The 18,234-nt window shown below is 45.3% G+C and carries 14 protein-coding genes, 2 tRNA genes and 2 other RNA genes; 10 read left to right on the top strand and 8 right to left on the bottom strand.

The features are described from left to right. Positions 1-187 precede the first annotated feature (187 nt). The 6 genes from LC084_RS07455 to LC084_RS07430 form a co-directional block, all read right to left on the bottom strand. A non-coding RNA gene (locus LC084_RS07455) (RtT sRNA) lies at positions 188-318 on the bottom strand. 44 nt (positions 319-362) lie between these two features. Beyond that, positions 363-493, bottom strand: a non-coding RNA gene (locus LC084_RS07450) — RtT sRNA. Between the two features lie 44 nt (positions 494-537). Further along, positions 538-622: transfer RNA gene (locus LC084_RS07445), tRNA-Tyr, on the bottom strand. A 68-nt stretch (positions 623-690) separates the two neighbouring features. Further along, positions 691-775 (bottom strand) — tRNA-Tyr (locus LC084_RS07440). Between the two features lie 140 nt (positions 776-915). Then, positions 916-1,758: a formyltetrahydrofolate deformylase gene (gene purU, locus LC084_RS07435; RefSeq protein WP_226570551.1), complete on the bottom strand. Its 843-nt coding sequence runs from the start codon at positions 1,756-1,758 to the stop codon at positions 916-918. A gap of 55 nt (positions 1,759-1,813) precedes the next feature. Next, positions 1,814-2,272, bottom strand: a complete 459-nt coding sequence (locus LC084_RS07430; protein WP_226570550.1) for a YchJ family protein — start codon at positions 2,270-2,272, stop codon at positions 1,814-1,816. 111 nt (positions 2,273-2,383) lie between these two features. On the opposite strand from LC084_RS07430, the gene rssA reads away from it, so the two are divergent. From rssA to LC084_RS07405, 5 genes are all read left to right on the top strand, one after another. Beyond that, positions 2,384-3,277, top strand: a complete 894-nt coding sequence (gene rssA / locus LC084_RS07425) for a patatin-like phospholipase RssA (protein ID WP_226570549.1) — start codon at positions 2,384-2,386, stop codon at positions 3,275-3,277. Positions 3,278-3,367: 90 nt separating this feature from the next. Further along, a complete protein-coding gene (gene rssB, locus LC084_RS07420; RefSeq protein ID WP_226570548.1) occupies positions 3,368-4,381 on the top strand; it encodes a two-component system response regulator RssB in 1,014 nt (337 codons plus the stop codon). Positions 4,382-4,580: 199 nt separating this feature from the next. Beyond that, positions 4,581-5,489 (top strand): UTP--glucose-1-phosphate uridylyltransferase GalU, encoded by a 909-nt coding sequence (gene galU / locus LC084_RS07415; RefSeq protein WP_226570547.1) that lies wholly within the window; start codon positions 4,581-4,583, stop codon positions 5,487-5,489. A gap of 24 nt (positions 5,490-5,513) precedes the next feature. Beyond that, positions 5,514-6,857 (top strand): UDP-glucose dehydrogenase family protein, encoded by a 1,344-nt coding sequence (locus LC084_RS07410; RefSeq protein ID WP_226570546.1) that lies wholly within the window; start codon positions 5,514-5,516, stop codon positions 6,855-6,857. 10 nt (positions 6,858-6,867) lie between these two features. Further along, positions 6,868-7,875: an NAD-dependent epimerase gene (locus tag LC084_RS07405; protein WP_226570545.1), complete on the top strand. Its 1,008-nt coding sequence runs from the start codon at positions 6,868-6,870 to the stop codon at positions 7,873-7,875. Positions 7,876-8,048: 173 nt separating this feature from the next. Here LC084_RS07405 and hns read toward each other — a convergent pair whose 3' ends face one another. Continuing rightward, the gene (gene hns / locus LC084_RS07400; RefSeq protein ID WP_226570544.1) at positions 8,049-8,462 is read right to left on the bottom strand and encodes a histone-like nucleoid-structuring protein H-NS; all 414 of its coding nucleotides are present in this window, start codon (positions 8,460-8,462) and stop codon (positions 8,049-8,051) included. Between the two features lie 616 nt (positions 8,463-9,078). Between hns and tdk the strand changes: the two genes are divergently transcribed. Continuing rightward, complete coding sequence (tdk, locus tag LC084_RS07395) at positions 9,079-9,696, top strand: thymidine kinase (protein WP_226570543.1); 618 nt, start codon at positions 9,079-9,081, stop codon at positions 9,694-9,696. Positions 9,697-10,108: 412 nt separating this feature from the next. Here the strand turns inward: tdk and adhE are convergent, their stop codons facing one another. Then, positions 10,109-12,787, bottom strand: coding sequence for a bifunctional acetaldehyde-CoA/alcohol dehydrogenase (gene adhE, locus LC084_RS07390; protein ID WP_226570542.1), 2,679 nt, complete (start codon positions 12,785-12,787; stop codon positions 10,109-10,111). 477 nt (positions 12,788-13,264) lie between these two features. Here adhE and LC084_RS07385 point away from each other — a divergent pair, with 477 nt between their 5' ends. From LC084_RS07385 to oppC, 4 genes are all read left to right on the top strand, one after another. Continuing rightward, a complete protein-coding gene (locus tag LC084_RS07385) occupies positions 13,265-13,912 on the top strand; it encodes a YchE family NAAT transporter (RefSeq protein ID WP_226570541.1) in 648 nt (215 codons plus the stop codon). 760 nt (positions 13,913-14,672) lie between these two features. Continuing rightward, a complete protein-coding gene (gene oppA / locus LC084_RS07380) occupies positions 14,673-16,304 on the top strand; it encodes an oligopeptide ABC transporter substrate-binding protein OppA (protein WP_226570540.1) in 1,632 nt (543 codons plus the stop codon). Positions 16,305-16,391: 87 nt separating this feature from the next. Continuing rightward, positions 16,392-17,312: an oligopeptide ABC transporter permease OppB gene (oppB, locus tag LC084_RS07375; protein ID WP_226570539.1), complete on the top strand. Its 921-nt coding sequence runs from the start codon at positions 16,392-16,394 to the stop codon at positions 17,310-17,312. 16 nt (positions 17,313-17,328) lie between these two features. Then, the gene (gene oppC, locus LC084_RS07370; RefSeq protein WP_226570538.1) at positions 17,329-18,234 is read left to right on the top strand and encodes an oligopeptide ABC transporter permease OppC; all 906 of its coding nucleotides are present in this window, start codon (positions 17,329-17,331) and stop codon (positions 18,232-18,234) included.

The raw sequence follows: 18,234 nt of genomic DNA, 5'->3' as shown, positions 1-18,234 counted from the left end.
AAGCTATTTCAGGGTAAGGTTTGTTTTTGTTAGGTAATCTTAAGGTAGCTATCAGAATATGACTTGAGTCACCCTATGAATATAGCGTGCTGCCAGAGTGAACCTTAATCGAAGGTTCTCATCCTTCCCCGTGCAGGAGAATATATGAAATATTTCTGGGAATTTAATCAGGATGAATTTATGAGGATGGTGGTGGGGGAAGGATTACTCGTCACTGCGTTCCTCGCCCTGCGGGCCGTTGCTGAAGCAACGTTCCCTCACATACGTTCGGGTCGAACCTTAATCGAAGGTTCTCATCCTTCCCCGTGCAGGAGAATATATGAAATATTTCTGGGAATTTAATCAGGATGAATTTACGAGGATGGTGGTGGGGGAAGGATTACTCGTCACTGCGTTCCTCGCCCTGCGGGCCGTTGCTGAAGCAACGTTCCCTCACATACGTTCGGGTCGAACCTTAATCGAAGGTTCTCATCCTTCCCCGTGCAGGAGAATATATGAAATATTTCTGGGAATTTAATCAGGATGAATTTACGAGGATGGTGGTGGGGGAAGGATTCGAACCTTCGAAGTCGATGACGGCAGATTTACAGTCTGCTCCCTTTGGCCGCTCGGGAACCCCACCAAATTGTAGAAAACTAACCAACGATTAAAACTAAACTCGACACCTGTCACTCAACATTCAAGTGAAGATGGTGGTGGGGGAAGGATTCGAACCTTCGAAGTCGATGACGGCAGATTTACAGTCTGCTCCCTTTGGCCACTCGGGAACCCCACCACTGGCCTGCTTCCTGATAGGGAAGCGGGGCGCATAATATCAAATGAAACGGTGCTGTAAAGTCCCGCTTTCAATAAAATGAACTGTTTGCGTGCTTTTTGCCCATAACGCACTAAAACCAAACAGTTCATTATTAGTAGTTAGAGAATAATAGTACGATTACCGTAAACAAAAACACGTTGGCACAGCACTTTATCCAGTGCGCGGCTCAGAACATTTTTTTCAACATCCCGTCCGGCTCTCATCATCTCTTCTGCTGTGAAAGTATGATCGACATTGATCACATCCTGCATAATGATTGGGCCTTCATCCAGGTGATCATTGACGTAATGAGCAGTGGCACCAATTATCTTAACACCGCGTTCGTATGCCTGGTGATAAGGGCGGGCACCAATAAATGCGGGCAGGAAAGAGTGATGAATATTGATAATTTTATTGGAGAAGCGAGAGACAAATGACGGAGTTAGCACGCGCATATATTTAGCCAACACCACGTAGTCAGGATCATGAGCTTCAATAGCGTCTGCCATCATTTTGTCGTGTTCTTCACGAGTTACACCTTCATGGCTCACCAGTTCGAAGGGAATGTCAAAACGCTCAACCAGGGTGCGCAATGTATCGTGGTTGCCGATGACTGCTGCAATTTCTACATCCAGCCCACCAAATGCGGCTTTCATCAGTAAATCACCAAGGCAATGCGCTTCTTTAGTTACCAGAATAACGATACGGCGACGGCCTGCCGGGTTTAGTTCCCGTACCGAGCCTTCCGGTAAGGCGCTGTCTAAATCTGCCAGTAAAGTGACATCATTAAATATTCCTTCGAGTTCTGTACGCATGAAAAAACGCCCGGTACGATGATCTACAAACTCATTATTGTGAACAATATTCAGTTCGTGTTTGTAGCAAATATTAGTAATACGGGCGATAAGACCTTTCTGGTCAGGGCAAATTGTTCTCAGTACTTTTCGTTGTAGCGCTTGCATCGCAAGGTCAATCCTGTTGAATGGTGTTTGCAAAAATGAGTATTGTTAGTGCGAATCAGCGACCACAACACTTCTTGAATTTTTTCCCGGAGCCACAAGGGCACGGGTCATTACGGCCAAACTCAGGCCGCGTTCCGTCAATATAATACCACCGACCGTTTTGATTTAAGAACCTGGAGCGTTCAATTATTGCTCTGTCATGTTCTTTATCTCTAAAACGAGCGACAAAACTGACAAATCCTTCATCGGCATGGCTACCATTTTGGGTGGCAAAAATAGTTAACCCTAACCACTCTGTGTGCTCAAAACCTGCCGTTAGCTCATTACGTAACTGCTCTGCATGGCAATTCGGATGCCATGTATTAATGAGGTAATCCGCATTTTTAAGCACAAATGCGCAATAGCGAGAGCGCATTAATTGTTCTGGCGTTTGCGCATACACACTACCTGCCAGGAGGGGGCCACAACATGCGCTATACTCCAAACCGCTATGACAATGACATTGCGATGACACAAAACACTCCTGTTTTAAACATACATTCACAATTAAGTGACAGTTAAATAATATACTAACGTAATAAGGTGTGATGCTACGGCATGTTAACAAGGGACACCAGATAAACAGATGAGACGAACTAAAATTGGGCTCGCTTTAGGTTCAGGTGCGGCAAAAGGATGGGCACATATAGGTGTCATTCGCGGCCTTGAGCAGGCTGGTATCCATGCGGACATTATTGCAGGGTGTTCTATCGGTTCACTGGTAGGTGCTTCTTATGCCTGCAATTCACTGGACTCACTGGAACAGTGGGTGCGTTCGTTCAGTTACTGGGATGTTTTAAGACTCATGGATGTATCCTGGCGTCGCGGTGGGCTATTGCGTGGGGAACGAGTCTTTAAACAGGTCAGGCAGCATATTCCTGCCCGGCATATTGAAGAGTGCGCTGTCCGATTCGCGACAGTAGCAACCAACTTAAGCACCGGGAGAGAAATTTGGTTTACCAAAGGGGATTTGCACGGCGCGGTTCGTGCCTCTTGCAGTATCCCAGGATTATTATCACCTGTCCGGCATAACGGATATTGGTTAGTTGATGGCGGCGTAGTCAACCCTGTTCCGGTTTCCCTGGCACGGGCTTTGGGAGCTGATATCGTCATAGCGGTTGATTTGCAGCATGACGCACATCTGATACAGCAAAACCTGTTAACTTCACGCCAGCAGGATGACAAGATACCGGTGCGTTGGAAAGATAAGGTGCTGTCCAGACTCGGATTTGTGTCACCGTCACACCATCAACAGCCCCCAGGCGCACTTGAAATTATGACGACGTCAATCCAGGTACTGGAGAACCGGCTTAAGTTAAGCCGTATGGCTGGCGACCCACCTGAAGTGACGCTTCAACCATTTTGCCCACAAATTTCCACGCTGGATTTTCATCGTGCAAAGGAAGCTATTGATGCAGGCAGCCTGTCAGTTGAAAAACACATGGATGAGTTGCTTCATTTGGTAAAGAATAATGATTAACAGCATATTTACATTTCTTCAGTTCATTCTGAGAGGCGCAACCCCGTATACCATGCCACTATTATCCTATCATCAGGCAAGGGAGGGATCATGACTCAACCGCTGCACGGAAAACTGATTTTGATAGTTGAAGACGAGCCAGTTTTCCGCGCAATGCTGGATGGATGGTTAGCTTCACTGGGCGCAAATACGCTATTAGCGGAGGATGGCGTTGATGCTCTTGAAAAAATGGCGTTGCAACCACCTGATTTACTGATTTGCGATCTGGCCATGCCAAGAATGAATGGGCTTGAGTTTATCGAGCGTGTTCGCAACAGTGGTGATCAGACACCCGTACTGATTATTTCTGCAACTGACAATATGTCTGATATCGCCAGTGCGCTGAGGCTGGGGGTTCAGGATGTGCTACTTAAGCCCATCAAAAACTTCGCTAACCTAAAAGAAACCGTTTATGCCTGCCTTTATCCTGCCATGTTCAATTCTCGGGTAGAGGAAGAGGAACAGTTGTTTGATGATTGGGATGCATTGGTGCGTAACCCAGGCGCTGCTGCCAAGCTTTTAAAAGAGCTTCAGCCTCCCTTACGGCAGCATATCTCTGGTTGCGACCTGTCTTATCACCAGCTCGTGTTGGCAGATAAACCTGGGTTGGTGCTGGATGTGGCACCTTTATCTGCACAAGACCTGGCCTTTTATTGTCTTGATGTAACACGTGCTGGAGATAATGGCGTACTTGCTGCATTACTGCTGCGCTCGTTGTTTAATAGCTTGTTGCAGGAACAGTTATCACGGCAAGGGCAGCGTTTACCTGAATTAGGACCGTTATTAAAAAAAGTTAACCAATTATTACGCAAAGCGAATCTTTCCGGACAATTCCCCTTGATGGTGGGTTATTACCATTCAGCGCTAAAAAATTTAATTTTAGTTTCTGCCGGGCTTAATGCTCAGCTCAAATCTGGCGAACATCAAATTCAGTTAAGTAATGGTGTTCCATTGGGGACGTTGGGCAATGCTTACCTCAACCAATTAAGTCACCGCTGTGAGGCATGGCAATGTCGCGTATGGGGTGCTGGCGGGCATTTGCGCTTAATGTTGCGCACGGAGTGAGCAAAATAATGTTTCATAACAGATAGCTTTTCCTGCTATCTGTTCCCGGTGGTAATATCTGCAACAGCTTCTTCGTATTTGTCTTAAATTACAGGTGCAATGAGTATTAAGCCGCAGTTTTTTAATTCAAGCTGATATACTCAAACGCGTTTATATTGACGAGCAAGTTTAAAACTTGAACAGTCCAGGAGATATTTGAATGGCTGCTATTAAATCGAAAGTAAGGAAAGCAGTAATCCCGGTTGCCGGTCTTGGCACCCGCATGTTGCCAGCAACTAAAGCAATCCCGAAAGAAATGCTGCCGCTGGTGGATAAACCACTTATTCAGTATGTGGTCAATGAATGTATTGCAGCCGGCATTACCGAAATTGTACTGGTCACTCACTCTTCTAAAAACTCCATTGAAAACCATTTCGATACCAGTTTTGAACTGGAAGCAATGCTGGAAAAACGTGTAAAACGCCAGTTGCTTGAAGAGGTTCAGTCAATCTGCCCGCCTCACGTAACAATTATGCAGGTTCGCCAGGGGTTAGCTAAAGGTTTGGGGCACGCTGTTCTCTGTGCACACCCGGTTGTTGGTGATGAGCCAGTTGCGGTCATCCTGCCGGATGTCATCCTCGATGAATACGAATCAGATTTGTCCCGCGATAACCTTGCAGACATGATCAGCCGCTTTGATGAAACGGGCCATAGCCAGATTATGGTTGAGCCGGTTGAAGATGTAACTGCATACGGTGTGGTTGACTGCCAGGGCGCAACCCTTAACCCAGGCGATAGCGTGCCAATGGTTGGCGTGGTGGAAAAACCAAAAGCTGATGTGGCACCTTCTAACCTTGCCGTTGTTGGGCGCTATGTATTAAGCGCAGATATTTGGCCGTTGCTGTCCAAAACCCCCCCAGGTGCAGGCGACGAAATTCAGCTGACTGACTCTATTGATATGCTTATTGCTAAAGAGACCGTAGAGGCCTACCACATGAAAGGTAAAAGCCACGACTGCGGTAACAAACTTGGTTATATGCAGGCATTTGTTGAGTACGGTTTGCGGCACAAAGTGTTGGGGCCCGATTTCAAAGCCTGGCTTGACTCGACAGTTGGCGGCAAAAAGTAATTTTTTTCAACCCAGGATAATGCAATGAAAGTTACCGTTTTTGGGATTGGGTATGTTGGTCTTGTCCAGGCTGCAGTACTTGCTGAAGTTGGCCACGATGTAATGTGTATCGATGTGGACGAAACCAAAGTAGAAAATCTGAAAAAAGGAGTTATCCCAATTTATGAACCAGGCCTGACTCCATTAGTTATGAAAAACTATGAAGAAGGGCGTCTGCAATTCAGTACTGATGCGCAGGCTGGGGTAAGCCATGGGGTGATTCAGTTTATTGCTGTTGGTACACCTCCTGACGAAGACGGTTCAGCAGACTTGAAATATGTTACGGCAGTTGCACGGACTATCGCGCAGCACATGACAGCACATAAAGTTGTGCTGGATAAATCGACAGTACCTGTAGGTACTGCAGATAAAGTCCGTGATGCAATGCAGTCAGTGCTGAATGAGCGCGGTGTTGAGTACCCGTTTGATGTCGTCTCTAACCCTGAGTTTCTTAAAGAAGGGGCTGCGGTAGCTGACTGCATGCGTCCTGAACGTATTGTAATCGGCACAGATAACGATGAAGTGGTGAACATACTGCGTGAACTGTATGAACCTTTCAACCGTAACCATGACCGTATGATTCTGATGGATATCCGTAGTGCTGAGTTGACCAAATATGCCGCTAACTGCATGCTGGCGACAAAAATCAGCTTTATGAATGAAATCGCGAACCTTGCGGAGCATTTAGGCGCGGATATTGAGAAGGTACGCCAGGGTATTGGCTCTGATTCCCGTATTGGGTATCACTTCATTTATCCCGGTTGCGGCTATGGCGGTTCTTGCTTCCCGAAAGATGTTCAGGCATTAATTCGTACTTCTGAACACATTGGTTACACACCACGCCTGTTGCAGGCAGTTGAAACAGTAAACAATGAACAGAAGAAAAAATTGCCGACCTTCGTCATGAACCATTTTGGTGAAGACCTGAAAGGTAAGACCTTTGCTGTTTGGGGGTTATCATTCAAGCCTAACACTGACGATATGCGTGAAGCATCCAGTCGTGTTTTACTGGAAATGCTTTGGGAAAAAGGTGCCAAAGTACAGGCATTCGATCCTGAGGCAATGGATGAAACTCAGCGTATCTATGGTCATCGTGATGATCTGTCATTAATGGGTACTAAAGAAGCAGCATTGCATAATGCTGATGCGCTGATTATTTGTACTGAGTGGCAAAGTTTCCGAGCTCCGGATTTTGATTTATTGAAAAATACCCTCAAACACCCAGTTATCTTTGATGGTCGTAACCTGTATGATCCAGAGCGATTGAATAAGCGTGGCTTCGTTTATTATGCGATTGGTCGCGGAGAATCAATTAATCTGAAAAAATAACGAGGGTTGTATGAAATTTCTGGTAACCGGTGCTGCGGGATTTATTGGGTTCCATGTCAGTAAACGACTCCTGGCGGCCGGTCACCAGGTTATCGGTATCGATAACCTGAATGATTATTATGATGTCAGTCTTAAACAGGCTCGTCTTGATCTGCTTACTCCATACCCAGCGTTTCACTTCAAAAAAATAGACCTTGCCGACAGGCAAGGGATAGCAACATTGTTTGCTGAAGAAGGTTTCGAACGGGTAATTCACCTTGCTGCTCAGGCAGGGGTGCGTTATTCACTGGAAAACCCGCATGCATACGCAGATTCAAATCTCACCGGCCATTTGAATATCCTCGAAGGGTGCCGTCATAACAAGATTAAGCACCTGGTGTATGCCTCTTCGAGTTCGGTATATGGACTAAACCGTAAATTACCGTTCTCAGTCGATGATTCTGTTGATCACCCTGTATCACTTTATGCAGCGACGAAGAAAGCGAATGAACTGATGTCGCACAGCTATGCGCATTTATACGGTATACCTGTTACCGGCCTTCGCTTTTTTACGGTATATGGCCCTTGGGGGCGCCCTGATATGGCGCTGTTTAAATTCACCAAGGCAATGTTGGAAGATAAAGCTATTGATGTATATAACCACGGTAAAATGCGCCGTGACTTTACATACATTGATGACATTGTTGAGTCTATCTTCCGCTTACAGGACATTGTTCCCCAGCCTAATCCGCAGTGGACGGTTGAGTCAGGTAGCCCGGCGGAAAGTTCAGCCCCTTACCGGGTGTATAATATTGGCAACAGCGCACCTGTTGCACTGATGGATTATATTTCTGCACTTGAAAAGGCTCTGGGGAAATCAGCCAGTAAAAATATGTTGCCTATGCAGGCAGGGGACGTTTTAGAAACCAGTGCAGATACACAAGCTCTCTATGACACAATTGGTTTTAAACCACAGATGTCAGTAGATGAAGGGGTAAAGCATTTTGTTGACTGGTACAGGGAATTTTACCAGCACTAAGGCTTAGTAGGCTGCCCATTGTCTTTGGGTGGCCGTGTATGGGTAAATATGCATACTTCGTTTATGAACTTGCACATAAATTGAATTATTAAATATGTCTATTGTTCATTGATGTAACAAAAAAAGAACCGCTATGCGGTTCTTTTTTATCATCAGGACTGTAGATTGGCTGATTATTCTTTAATCAGGAAATCATCCAGGCTTTTACCTTGTTCGTCCATAGCTTTTTTGATTACTGCTGGGGTGCGGCCCTGACCAGTCCAGGTTTTGGTTTCGCCGTTTTCATCAACGTAGCTATATTTAGCAGGGCGTGCAGCGCGTTTAGCTTTACCCGTGGTTTTCCCGCTGCTCATAGAATTCAGCAGTTCGTTCGGGTCAATACCGTCAGCAATCAGCATTTCACGATATTGTTGCAATTTACGAGTGCGTTCTTCAATTTCAGCAGCCGCTGCGTTTTCTTCTTCGCGACGTTCATTTACGACAACTTCTAATTTTTCCAGCATCTCTTCCAGAGTTTCCAGAGTACATTCTCTGGCCTGCGCACGAAGAGTACGGATGTTGTTCAGAATTTTAAGTGCTTCGCTCATTGTAGTAATCTCAAACTTATATTGGGGGTGGCTTGTTGGGCTAATAATAGAGCCTTAATTTATACAGTGCAATAGGCGTGAATGTAAGGAAATCAAAATAACGCGATACACATCCATTTTTTTTACTAATAACTTTAAAAAATGACCATTATAAAAACCACCGCGAAGGGAGTATCAGCAACATCCCTTTTAGCATTATGGCTAATACAAAACACGTTTTGTAATAGATTTTAGCTTCTTTAATATCACTCTTTTGTATTACCTATAGATAAAATACTTAGGTTGTTAAGACTTAGATTATCAAGAAATTACTTGCCATTCAGTTAGTAGCGCCTGTTCAGTGCATAAATTCACCAGCAAGGGTAGTTAGTGGCATATCTGACAATCTGTTTACTTTTCTGAAAGCGAAGGATGCTTAACCATGCTTACTAAACGAACGCTGAAGGAAGCGTAATCTTTTGCCTGCACCTCATCATAATAAAAATCAGAATTTATGAGGTGAATATAAGATTAAGAAAACAATTCAAAGTCCCTTTTGTAAGCAAGGAAAAACCGCTCCCCTTGCCGGAGTATGGTAAACTGCGCGCGTATAGTGTGTTGAAAGGTTTATTCACCCATGGCTCAGCTCTATTTTTACTATTCTGCGATGAATGCCGGAAAATCAACGGCATTGCTTCAATCCTCTTACAATTACCAGGAACGTGGAATGCGTAGTCTGGTATATACGGCCGAAATAGACGATCGCTTTGGTGCGGGGAAAGTGAGTTCCCGTATAGGTTTATCTTCACCGGCTCAACTGTATAACAATACGACTGACTTATTCACTGAAATTCGTGATGCTGCTGCGCTCGAGCCATTACATTGTGTATTAGTTGATGAAAGTCAATTCTTGACCAGAGAGCAGGTCAGACAATTGTCTGATGTAGTAGATAACCTTGATATTCCTGTACTCTGCTATGGATTAAGAACTGATTTTCGTGGGGAATTATTTAGCGGGAGTCAATATTTGCTCGCATGGTCAGATAAGTTAGTTGAGCTAAAAACGATTTGTTTTTGTGGACGCAAGGCGAGTATGGTTTTACGACTGGATCAGTCTGGGCGGCCATATAATGAGGGGCAGCAGGTAGTTATTGGTGGTAATGAGCGTTATGTGTCTGTTTGTCGTAAACACTATAAAGATGCTATCGCTCAGGGAGCACTACCTGACATTCAGAAAAAACTTAACAAAGTCTAATAAGTTACTTTGCTTAATTATCTTCTAATTACCTCAACCGGCTTCGTACGTCATTTGTCTGAATGCCGGTTACTCATAGTTAACATTTTTCTAAGATAAGTACATTTGGTTTGCTTTTCCTCTCCCTGAACAGGCTTTTGAGCGTGCAGCGAGCTATTCCTGTTCAACACCGCGAGAAAGCCTGTAAAGCCTCTCTGGCACGCACTACAGCGTTATACCGATATATCATCCAGGTGATGTCATTCTGTGGCGTCGGTGGACGCTCGTCATATACGTATAGCCACTGTCAGTGATATGTAGTGCGGGGATTATGGGGATGAAGGGGTTACTGTGAGGTTTGAATATTAGTTTGGAACAGATAAAAAAAGAACCCGCCGTAGCGGGTTCAAAATCCATGTCGTGTTAACCAATATTAAGCGGTTTTCTTAGCTTTTTTCTCAGCTTTTTCTGCTTTAGGTGCAGTTGCTTTTTCTGCGGGCGCCCCTTCTACATATTCACGGCCGTAGAAAGTATCCAACAGAATTTGTTTCAGCTCGGAGATCAGTGGATAGCGCGGGTTAGCACCAGTACACTGGTCATCGAATGCATCTTCAGACAGTTTATCAATATGAGCCAGGAAGTCGGCTTCCTGAACACCCGCTTCACGAATAGATTTAGGAATACCCAGTTCAGCTTTGATGCTTTCCAACCATGCAAGCAGTTTTTCAATTTTCGCAGCAGTGCGGTCGCCTGGTGCGCTCAGGCCCAGATGATCTGCAACTTCTGCATAACGACGGCGTGCTTGCGGGCGGTCATACTGGCTAAATGCAGTCTGTTTGGTTGGGTTATCGTTCGCGTTATAACGGATAACGTTGGCGATTAACAGGGCATTTGCCAGGCCATGCGGAATATGGAACTGAGAACCGAGTTTGTGAGCCATTGAGTGGCAAACACCAAGGAACGCATTCGCAAACGCAATACCAGCGATAGTAGCAGCACTATGAACACGTTCACGGGCAACCGGGTTTTTAGACCCTTCATGGTAAGACGCGGGCAGGTTTTCTTTCAGCAGTTTGAGAGCCTGCAGCGCCTGGCCATCAGAGAACTCAGATGCCAGTACAGAAACATAGGCTTCCAGAGCGTGAGTAACTGCATCCAGACCACCAAATGCACACAGTGACTTCGGCATATCCATGACGAGGTTTGCATCGACAATTGCCATGTCAGGAGTCAGTGCGTAATCAGCCAACGGATATTTTTGGCCAGTGGCATCGTCGGTTACTACTGCAAACGGAGTCACTTCAGAACCAGTACCGGAAGTGGTGGTGACAGCAATCATTTTCGCTTTCACACCCATTCTCGGGAATTTATAGATACGTTTACGGATATCCATGAACCGCAATGCCAGTTCTTCAAAGTGAGTTTCCGGATGTTCGTACATAACCCACATGATTTTGGCAGCATCCATCGGAGAACCACCACCAAGTGCAATAATAACATCCGGTTTGAAGGAGTTTGCCAGCTCAGCGCCTTTACGTACAACGGTCAGGGTTGGGTCAGCTTCAACTTCAAAGAACACTTCAGTTTCAACACCAGCAGCTTTCAGGACAGAAGTAATCTGGTCTGCGTAACCATTGTTGAACAAGAAACGGTCGGTCACGATCAGTGCACGTTTGTGACCATCAGTAATCACTTCATCTAACGCAACGGGCAGAGAACCACGGCGGAAGTAGATAGATTTCGGAAGTTTATGCCACAACATGTTTTCAGCTCGCTTAGCAACGGTTTTCTTGTTGATCAGGTGTTTAGGACCAACGTTTTCGGAGATGGAGTTACCACCCCAGGAACCACAACCCAGCGTCAGGGAAGGTGCGAGTTTAAAGTTATACAGGTCACCGATACCACCCTGTGAAGCCGGGGTGTTGATCAGAATACGTGCGGTTTTCATCATCTGACCGAAGAAAGCAACACGTTCTGGTTGGTTGTCCTGGTCAGTATAGAGGCAGGATGTGTGGCCAATACCACCCATAGCAACCAATTTTTCTGCTTTATCTACAGCATCAGCAAAATCTTTTGCACGATACATTGCCAGAGTAGGGGACAATTTTTCGTGTGCGAAAGGTTCGCTTTCATCTACAACAGAAACTTCACCAATCAAAATTTTGGTGGTTTCTGGCACGGTGAAACCAGCGAGTTCGGCAATTTTCACTGCAGGCTGGCCAACAATGGCAGCATTCAATGCACCATTTTTCAGGATAACATCCTGAACAGCTTTCAGTTCTTTACCTTGCAGCATGTAACCGCCATGGCTGGCAAAACGTTCACGCACTGCATCATAGACAGAATCGACAACAACAACAGACTGTTCAGAAGCACAAATTACGCCGTTATCGAATGTTTTTGACATCAATACAGAAGCGACTGCACGTTTAACATCTGCTGTTTCATCAATAACCACTGGAGTGTTACCTGCACCTACACCAATCGCAGGCTTACCAGAGCTGTATGCCGCTTTAACCATGCCCGGGCCGCCGGTCGCGAGGATCAGGTTGATATCCGGGTGATGCATTAATGCGTTAGACAGTTCAACAGAAGGTTGGTCAATCCAGCCAATCAGATCTTTTGGCGCACCAGCGGCAATAGCGGCTTGCAGTACAACATCAGCGGCTTTGTTGGTGGCGTCTTTTGCACGAGGGTGCGGAGAGAAGATAATTGCGTTACGGGTTTTAAGACTGATGAGGGACTTAAAGATAGCAGTAGAAGTCGGGTTAGTCGTTGGGACGATACCACAAATAATGCCGATAGGTTCGGCGATGGTCATAGTTCCGAAGGTGTCGTCTACAGAAAGAACACCACAGGTCTTCTCGTCTTTATAGGCGTTGTAGATATACTCAGAAGCAAAGTGGTTTTTAATCACTTTATCTTCAATGATACCCATGCCAGATTCAGCAACGGCCATTTTAGCAAGTGGGATACGAGCGTCAGCAGCAGCCAGAGCGGCGGCGCGGAAGATTTTATCTACTTGCTCTTGAGTAAAGTTGGCATATTCACGCTGGGCCTTTTTCACGCGCTCTACAAGTGCGTTAAGTTCAGCGACATTAGTAACAGCCATAATGCTCTCCTGATAAATGTTAAACTCTTTTAGTAAACCAGCTGCCCGAGAGTCAGTATAGACAGCACCCGTTGTATCCAGAAACCATCACAGCCAACTATGTTCAGTTTTCTTTAACTTTCTGCTGATTTACTAAAAGAGCCTTACCTTCAACATTACCTGATTTGGTCACTGTTTTTTCCCTGGCGGCAAATAGAGATTACTCACATCTTAGGGGGTATTTCATGATCCAAGTCAATTTCTATTGAAGCTGACTCCTTTCAGCACAGGAAAAGAACATAAGTGTTAATGGTGGTTAATTTGCTTACAAAACAATTATTTCACACTATCATATATGAAACACATAAGTAACATGAATGCGATTAAAATGTAACTTTTTCTAAGACAATTCAGTGAGTACAGTAAATCCCATGGTCTGTTGAAGGTTTTTCATTTAGAGTAGCGCTGCTTTTTTTGGGCGCGTGAAGGGAGTCTTACGTGACACAATCACTGTTTGATCTATCGACTTTTTTTAAGTTCTTTATTGGTCTGTTTGCGCTGGTCAACCCGGTGGGAATTATTCCGGTGTTTATTAGCATGACAAGCTACCAAACGGCAGCAGCGAGAAATAAAACAAATCTTACTGCTAACCTCTCGGTGGCTATCATTTTATGGACATCGCTTTTTCTTGGTGATGGCATTCTGCAATTGTTTGGTATCTCGATTGATTCGTTTCGAATCGCCGGGGGAATACTGGTCGTCACTATTGCTATGTCGATGATCAGTGGCAAATTGGGCGAAGATAAACAGAATAAACAAGAAAAATCAGAAACAGCCATCCGCGAGAGTGTAGGGGTTGTTCCTCTGGCGTTGCCTTTGATGGCTGGGCCGGGCGCGATCAGTTCTACTATTGTTTGGGGAACGCGCTACCACACCTGGACCTACATGGTCGGTTTTTTCTTGTCGATTGCACTCTTTGCAGTGTGTTGTTGGTTTATTTTCCGTCTTGCGCCCTGGCTGGTTCGGTTTTTGGGGCAAACAGGTATCAACGTAATCACTCGTATTATGGGCCTGTTACTTATGTCGTTGGGTATTGAGTTTATTGTTACTGGGGTTCGTGCGCTTTTCCCTGGTTTGCTCGGGTAAATTTTTAGCCTTGATCACAAAAGCGGAAAAACATATTCCGCTTTTTCTCTTCTATACCGCTCTCCGTCTTGTCTTCCTTTATGTTTATATGCAAAAAATTTGCAGTGCAATATAAGTAAAACTTTTGAAAACACGTAAATTAGTAGTAATGCTGATTAATAATTAGACGTTCAATTTGTTATTTGAATGACACAACAAATTGGCTCTTGCTGGGACTTTCCTGAAATGATATTAGTAAAACCCACGTTCGCACAGACGAATGTACTAAAAATAAGCAATTGTTAAGTTTTTTGTGGATAATGGGCGATGTTACAATTTTTACAAATACACATAGTCAGCCCCGTATTTTTTAATTCTCTGTAATTACAAGGATTGTTCTGCTTTCCGGTGTGTTCCCCGGGAGGAAATTGTGAACGCATTCTTGTAGTGAATGCCTCTCTGGTTAACAAATCTGCAAATAGTATTAGCCTGACACGACTGGCTTTGTTACTTTCCGGCAGAAAAAGTCTTCAGGCCGCAGTATCGCACAGGTTAAAGCACCTGAACTGAAACGCTCACCTTTATGACAGGAAAGGTGAGGCGAGAAAGAATCGACACAGGTGGTACTTAACGAGTACGGCCGGTAATAAATAAAGTCGGTGATAGCAGTAAAACAACAATAACCTGGCAGACGTGAAAGCTCCTGCGCTGTACAGGCCCCCAAAGGGGAAAAGAGTCTGGCGGTAACGTCAGTAATTATAATGAGTGGAGTATCAACACAATGTCCTTCATCACGAAAAAAAATCTGGTAGCTGCAGGGATTTTGACTGCGCTATTTGCTGGCAACGTTGCAATGGCTGCGAATGTACCAGCAGGTGTCCAACTGGCAGAAAAACAAACACTGGTGCGTAATAATGGTGCCGAGATCCAGTCTTTGGATCCTCATAAAATTGAAGGTGTGCCAGAAGCTAACGTTAACCGAGATCTGTTCGAAGGCCTGCTGATTACTGATTTGCAGGGAAAGCCAATCCCTGGTGTTGCAGAGAAATGGGAAAACAAAGACTTTAAAGTTTGGACTTTCCACCTGCGCAAAGACGCCAAATGGTCTAATGGTGAACCTGTTACTGCGCAGGATTTTGTTTACAGCTGGGAGCGCCTGGCTGACCCAAAAACAGCGTCTCCTTATGAAAGCTACCTGCAATATGGCCATGTAGCGAATATCGACGACATTATCGCAGGGAAAAAATCACCAGATACCTTAGGTGTGAAGGCGTTGGATGATCATACGCTGGAAGTAACTCTGAGCGAACCGGTACCTTATTTCTATAAACTGTTAGTTCATCCATCTTTGTCTCCAGTACCTAAAGCTGCAATTGAAAAATACGGTGAAAAGTGGACTCAGCCAGGCAACATTGTGACTAACGGCGCGTACACGCTTAAAGATTGGGTAGTCAACGAACGCATCGATTTAGTGCGTAACCCGCAATACTGGAATAACGCTAAGACAGTAATAAACCAGGTAACCTACCTCCCAATTTCTTCTGAGGTCACTGATGTTAACCGCTATCGTAGCGGTGAAATTGACATGACTTACAACCAGTTACCGATTGAGCTGTTCCAGAAACTGAAAAAAGAAATTCCTGACCAGGTACATGTTGACCCTTATTTGTGCACCTATTACTACGAAATCAACAACCAAAAACCACCGTTCAACGATGTGCGCGTACGTACGGCTCTTAAACTGAGCCTGGATCGCGATATCATTGTCAATAAAGTGAAAAACCAGGGCGACTTGCCTGCTTATGGTTATACACCGCCGTATACTGATGGCGCGAAACTGACTCCGCCAGCATGGTTTGGCTGGAGCCAGGCAAAACGTAATGAAGAAGCGCGCAAATTGCTGCAAGAAGCTGGTTTTACTAAAGACAAACCGTTGACTTTCGACCTGCTTTACAACACGTCCGATCTGCATAAAAAACTCGCTATCGCTGTTTCTTCTATTTGGAAGAAAAATATTGGCGCGAATGTGAAGCTGGATAACAAGGAATGGAAAACATTCCTCGACAGCCGCCATCAGGGTAACTTCTCCGTTGCGCGTGCTGGTTGGTGTGCAGATTACAACGAGCCGAGTTCATTCCTGAACACTATGCTCTCCGACAGCTCTAACAACACCGCACACTATAAGAGTGAAGCCTTTGATAAGATCATGGCTGATACGCTGAAAGTGAAAACAGAAGAAGAGCGTGCTGAGTTGTATAACAAAGCTGAACAACAACTGGACAAAGATTCTGTCATTGTACCGGTGTACTACTATGTTAATGCCCGTTTGGTGAAACCGTGGGTTGGTGGTTATACCGGTAAAGACCCGCTTGATAATGTCTATGTGAAAGATTTGTACATTATCAAACATTAATGGCCGTGTGTGAGGCGGGGCGTATGCTCTGCCTCACTGTGTCTTATTTCATCGCAGTGCAAAGGCACACGCCAGAAGGTACGGGCAATGTTGAAATTTATTTTACGTCGCTGTCTGGAAGCAATTCCGACACTTTTTATTCTTATTACTATTTCCTTCTTTATGATGCGCCTGGCTCCGGGAAGCCCATTTACCGGGGAGCGCAACCTGCCGCCAGAAGTAATGGCAAACATCGAAGCGAAGTACCACCTCAATGATCCAATGATGACCCAGTATTTTCATTATTTGAAACAACTGGCACATGGGGACTTTGGGCCTTCGTTCAAATATAAAGATTACAGTGTCAATGATTTGGTTGCTGCATCATTCCCGGTTTCAGCAAAACTGGGTGCAGCTGCATTTTTGTTGGCTATTGTGCTGGGCGTTACTGCTGGGGTCATTGCCGCACTCAAACAGAACAGTAAATGGGATTACATTGTCATGAGTTTTGCCATGACAGGTGTGGTTATTCCCAGTTTTGTTGTCGCACCACTGCTGGTCATGATCTTTTCCATTACATTACGCTGGCTGCCAGGCGGTGGGTGGAATGGGGGCGAACTCAAGTATATGTTGCTGCCAATGGTTGCGCTTTCGCTGTCCTATATTTCCAGTATCGCTCGTATTACGCGTGGCTCTATGATTGAAGTATTGCACTCTAACTTTATTCGTACAGCGCGTGCTAAAGGGTTACCAATGCATCGCATTGTAATGCGCCATGCACTGAAGCCAGCTTTATTACCTGTGCTCTCTTATATGGGGCCAGCATTTGTCGGGATTATCACGGGTTCAATGGTGATTGAAACAATTTATGGTCTTCCGGGGATTGGTCAGTTGTTTGTTAACGGCGCACTGAACCGTGACTACTCACTGGTACTGAGCCTGACGATTTTGGTTGGGGCACTGACCATTGCTTTCAATGCTGTTGTCGATGTGCTTTATGCCGTGATCGACCCCAAAATTCGTTATTAATGCTGGAGTTAGCCAAATGTTGAGCAAGAAAAACAGTGAGGCCCTGGAAAACTTCAGTGAAAAGCTTGAAGTAGAAGGGCGTAGCTTATGGCAAGATGCGCGTCGGCGTTTTATTCATAACCGCGCGGCAGTGGCAAGCTTAGTCGTACTGGTGCTGATTGCGCTGTTTGTCACCTTTGCACCGATGTTATCTTCATTTACCTATTTCGACACCGACTGGAACATGATGTCCAGTGGGCCGGATTTTGCGTCCGGCCACTATTTTGGTACCGATTCATCTGGACGGGACTTGTTAGTGCGTGTGGCCATTGGTGGCCGTATTTCCTTGATGGTAGGCATATCTGCTGCATTCGTCGCCGTCATCTTGGGGACATTATACGGTTCACTCTCAGGGTACTTAGGGGGAAAAGTTGACTCTGTAATGATGCGTCTGTTGGAGATCCTCAACTCCTTCCCGTTTATGTTCTTCGTCATACTGCTGGTTACCTTCTTTGGGCAAAACATCCTGTTAATCTTTGTAGCAATAGGCATGGTGTCCTGGCTTGATATGGCACGTATTGTCCGTGGGCAGACATTGAGCCTGAAGCGCAAAGAGTTTATTGAAGCAGCGCAAGTTGGCGGGGTTTCGACCGGAAATATTGTTATTCGCCACATAGTGCCGAACGTCCTTGGTGTTGTGGTGGTTTACGCCTCTTTGCTGGTTCCCAGCATGATTCTGTTCGAATCTTTCCTCAGTTTCCTTGGGCTGGGGACACAGGAGCCCTTAAGCAGTTGGGGGGCATTGTTGAGCGATGGCGCAAATTCAATGGAAGTCTCACCGTGGTTATTAATGTTCCCGGCGGGTTTCCTGGTGGTGACGCTGTTTTGTTTTAACTTTATTGGCGATGGCCTGCGCGATGCCCTCGACCCGAAAGACCGTTAA

It is taken from the genome of Mangrovibacter yixingensis, assembly GCF_020523985.1.
Taxonomy (GTDB): Bacteria; Pseudomonadota; Gammaproteobacteria; order Enterobacterales; family Enterobacteriaceae; genus Mangrovibacter; species Mangrovibacter yixingensis.
Note: the sequence above shows the minus strand (reverse complement) of the source record. Positions and strands in the feature narration are given on the sequence as shown.

Coding starts and splice junctions, on each gene's coding strand:
- oppB (WP_226570539.1), top strand. CDS start 16,392: ATGTTGAAATTTATTTTACGTCGCTGTCTGGAAGCAATTCCGACACTT.
- oppC (WP_226570538.1), top strand. CDS start 17,329: ATGTTGAGCAAGAAAAACAGTGAGGCCCTGGAAAACTTCAGTGAAAAG.
- LC084_RS07410 (WP_226570546.1), top strand. CDS start 5,514: ATGAAAGTTACCGTTTTTGGGATTGGGTATGTTGGTCTTGTCCAGGCT.
- purU (WP_226570551.1), bottom strand. CDS start 1,758: ATGCAAGCGCTACAACGAAAAGTACTGAGAACAATTTGCCCTGACCAG.
- LC084_RS07405 (WP_226570545.1), top strand. CDS start 6,868: ATGAAATTTCTGGTAACCGGTGCTGCGGGATTTATTGGGTTCCATGTC.
- rssB (WP_226570548.1), top strand. CDS start 3,368: ATGACTCAACCGCTGCACGGAAAACTGATTTTGATAGTTGAAGACGAG.
- hns (WP_226570544.1), bottom strand. CDS start 8,462: ATGAGCGAAGCACTTAAAATTCTGAACAACATCCGTACTCTTCGTGCG.
- tdk (WP_226570543.1), top strand. CDS start 9,079: ATGGCTCAGCTCTATTTTTACTATTCTGCGATGAATGCCGGAAAATCA.
- oppA (WP_226570540.1), top strand. CDS start 14,673: ATGTCCTTCATCACGAAAAAAAATCTGGTAGCTGCAGGGATTTTGACT.
- adhE (WP_226570542.1), bottom strand. CDS start 12,787: ATGGCTGTTACTAATGTCGCTGAACTTAACGCACTTGTAGAGCGCGTG.
- galU (WP_226570547.1), top strand. CDS start 4,581: ATGGCTGCTATTAAATCGAAAGTAAGGAAAGCAGTAATCCCGGTTGCC.
- rssA (WP_226570549.1), top strand. CDS start 2,384: ATGAGACGAACTAAAATTGGGCTCGCTTTAGGTTCAGGTGCGGCAAAA.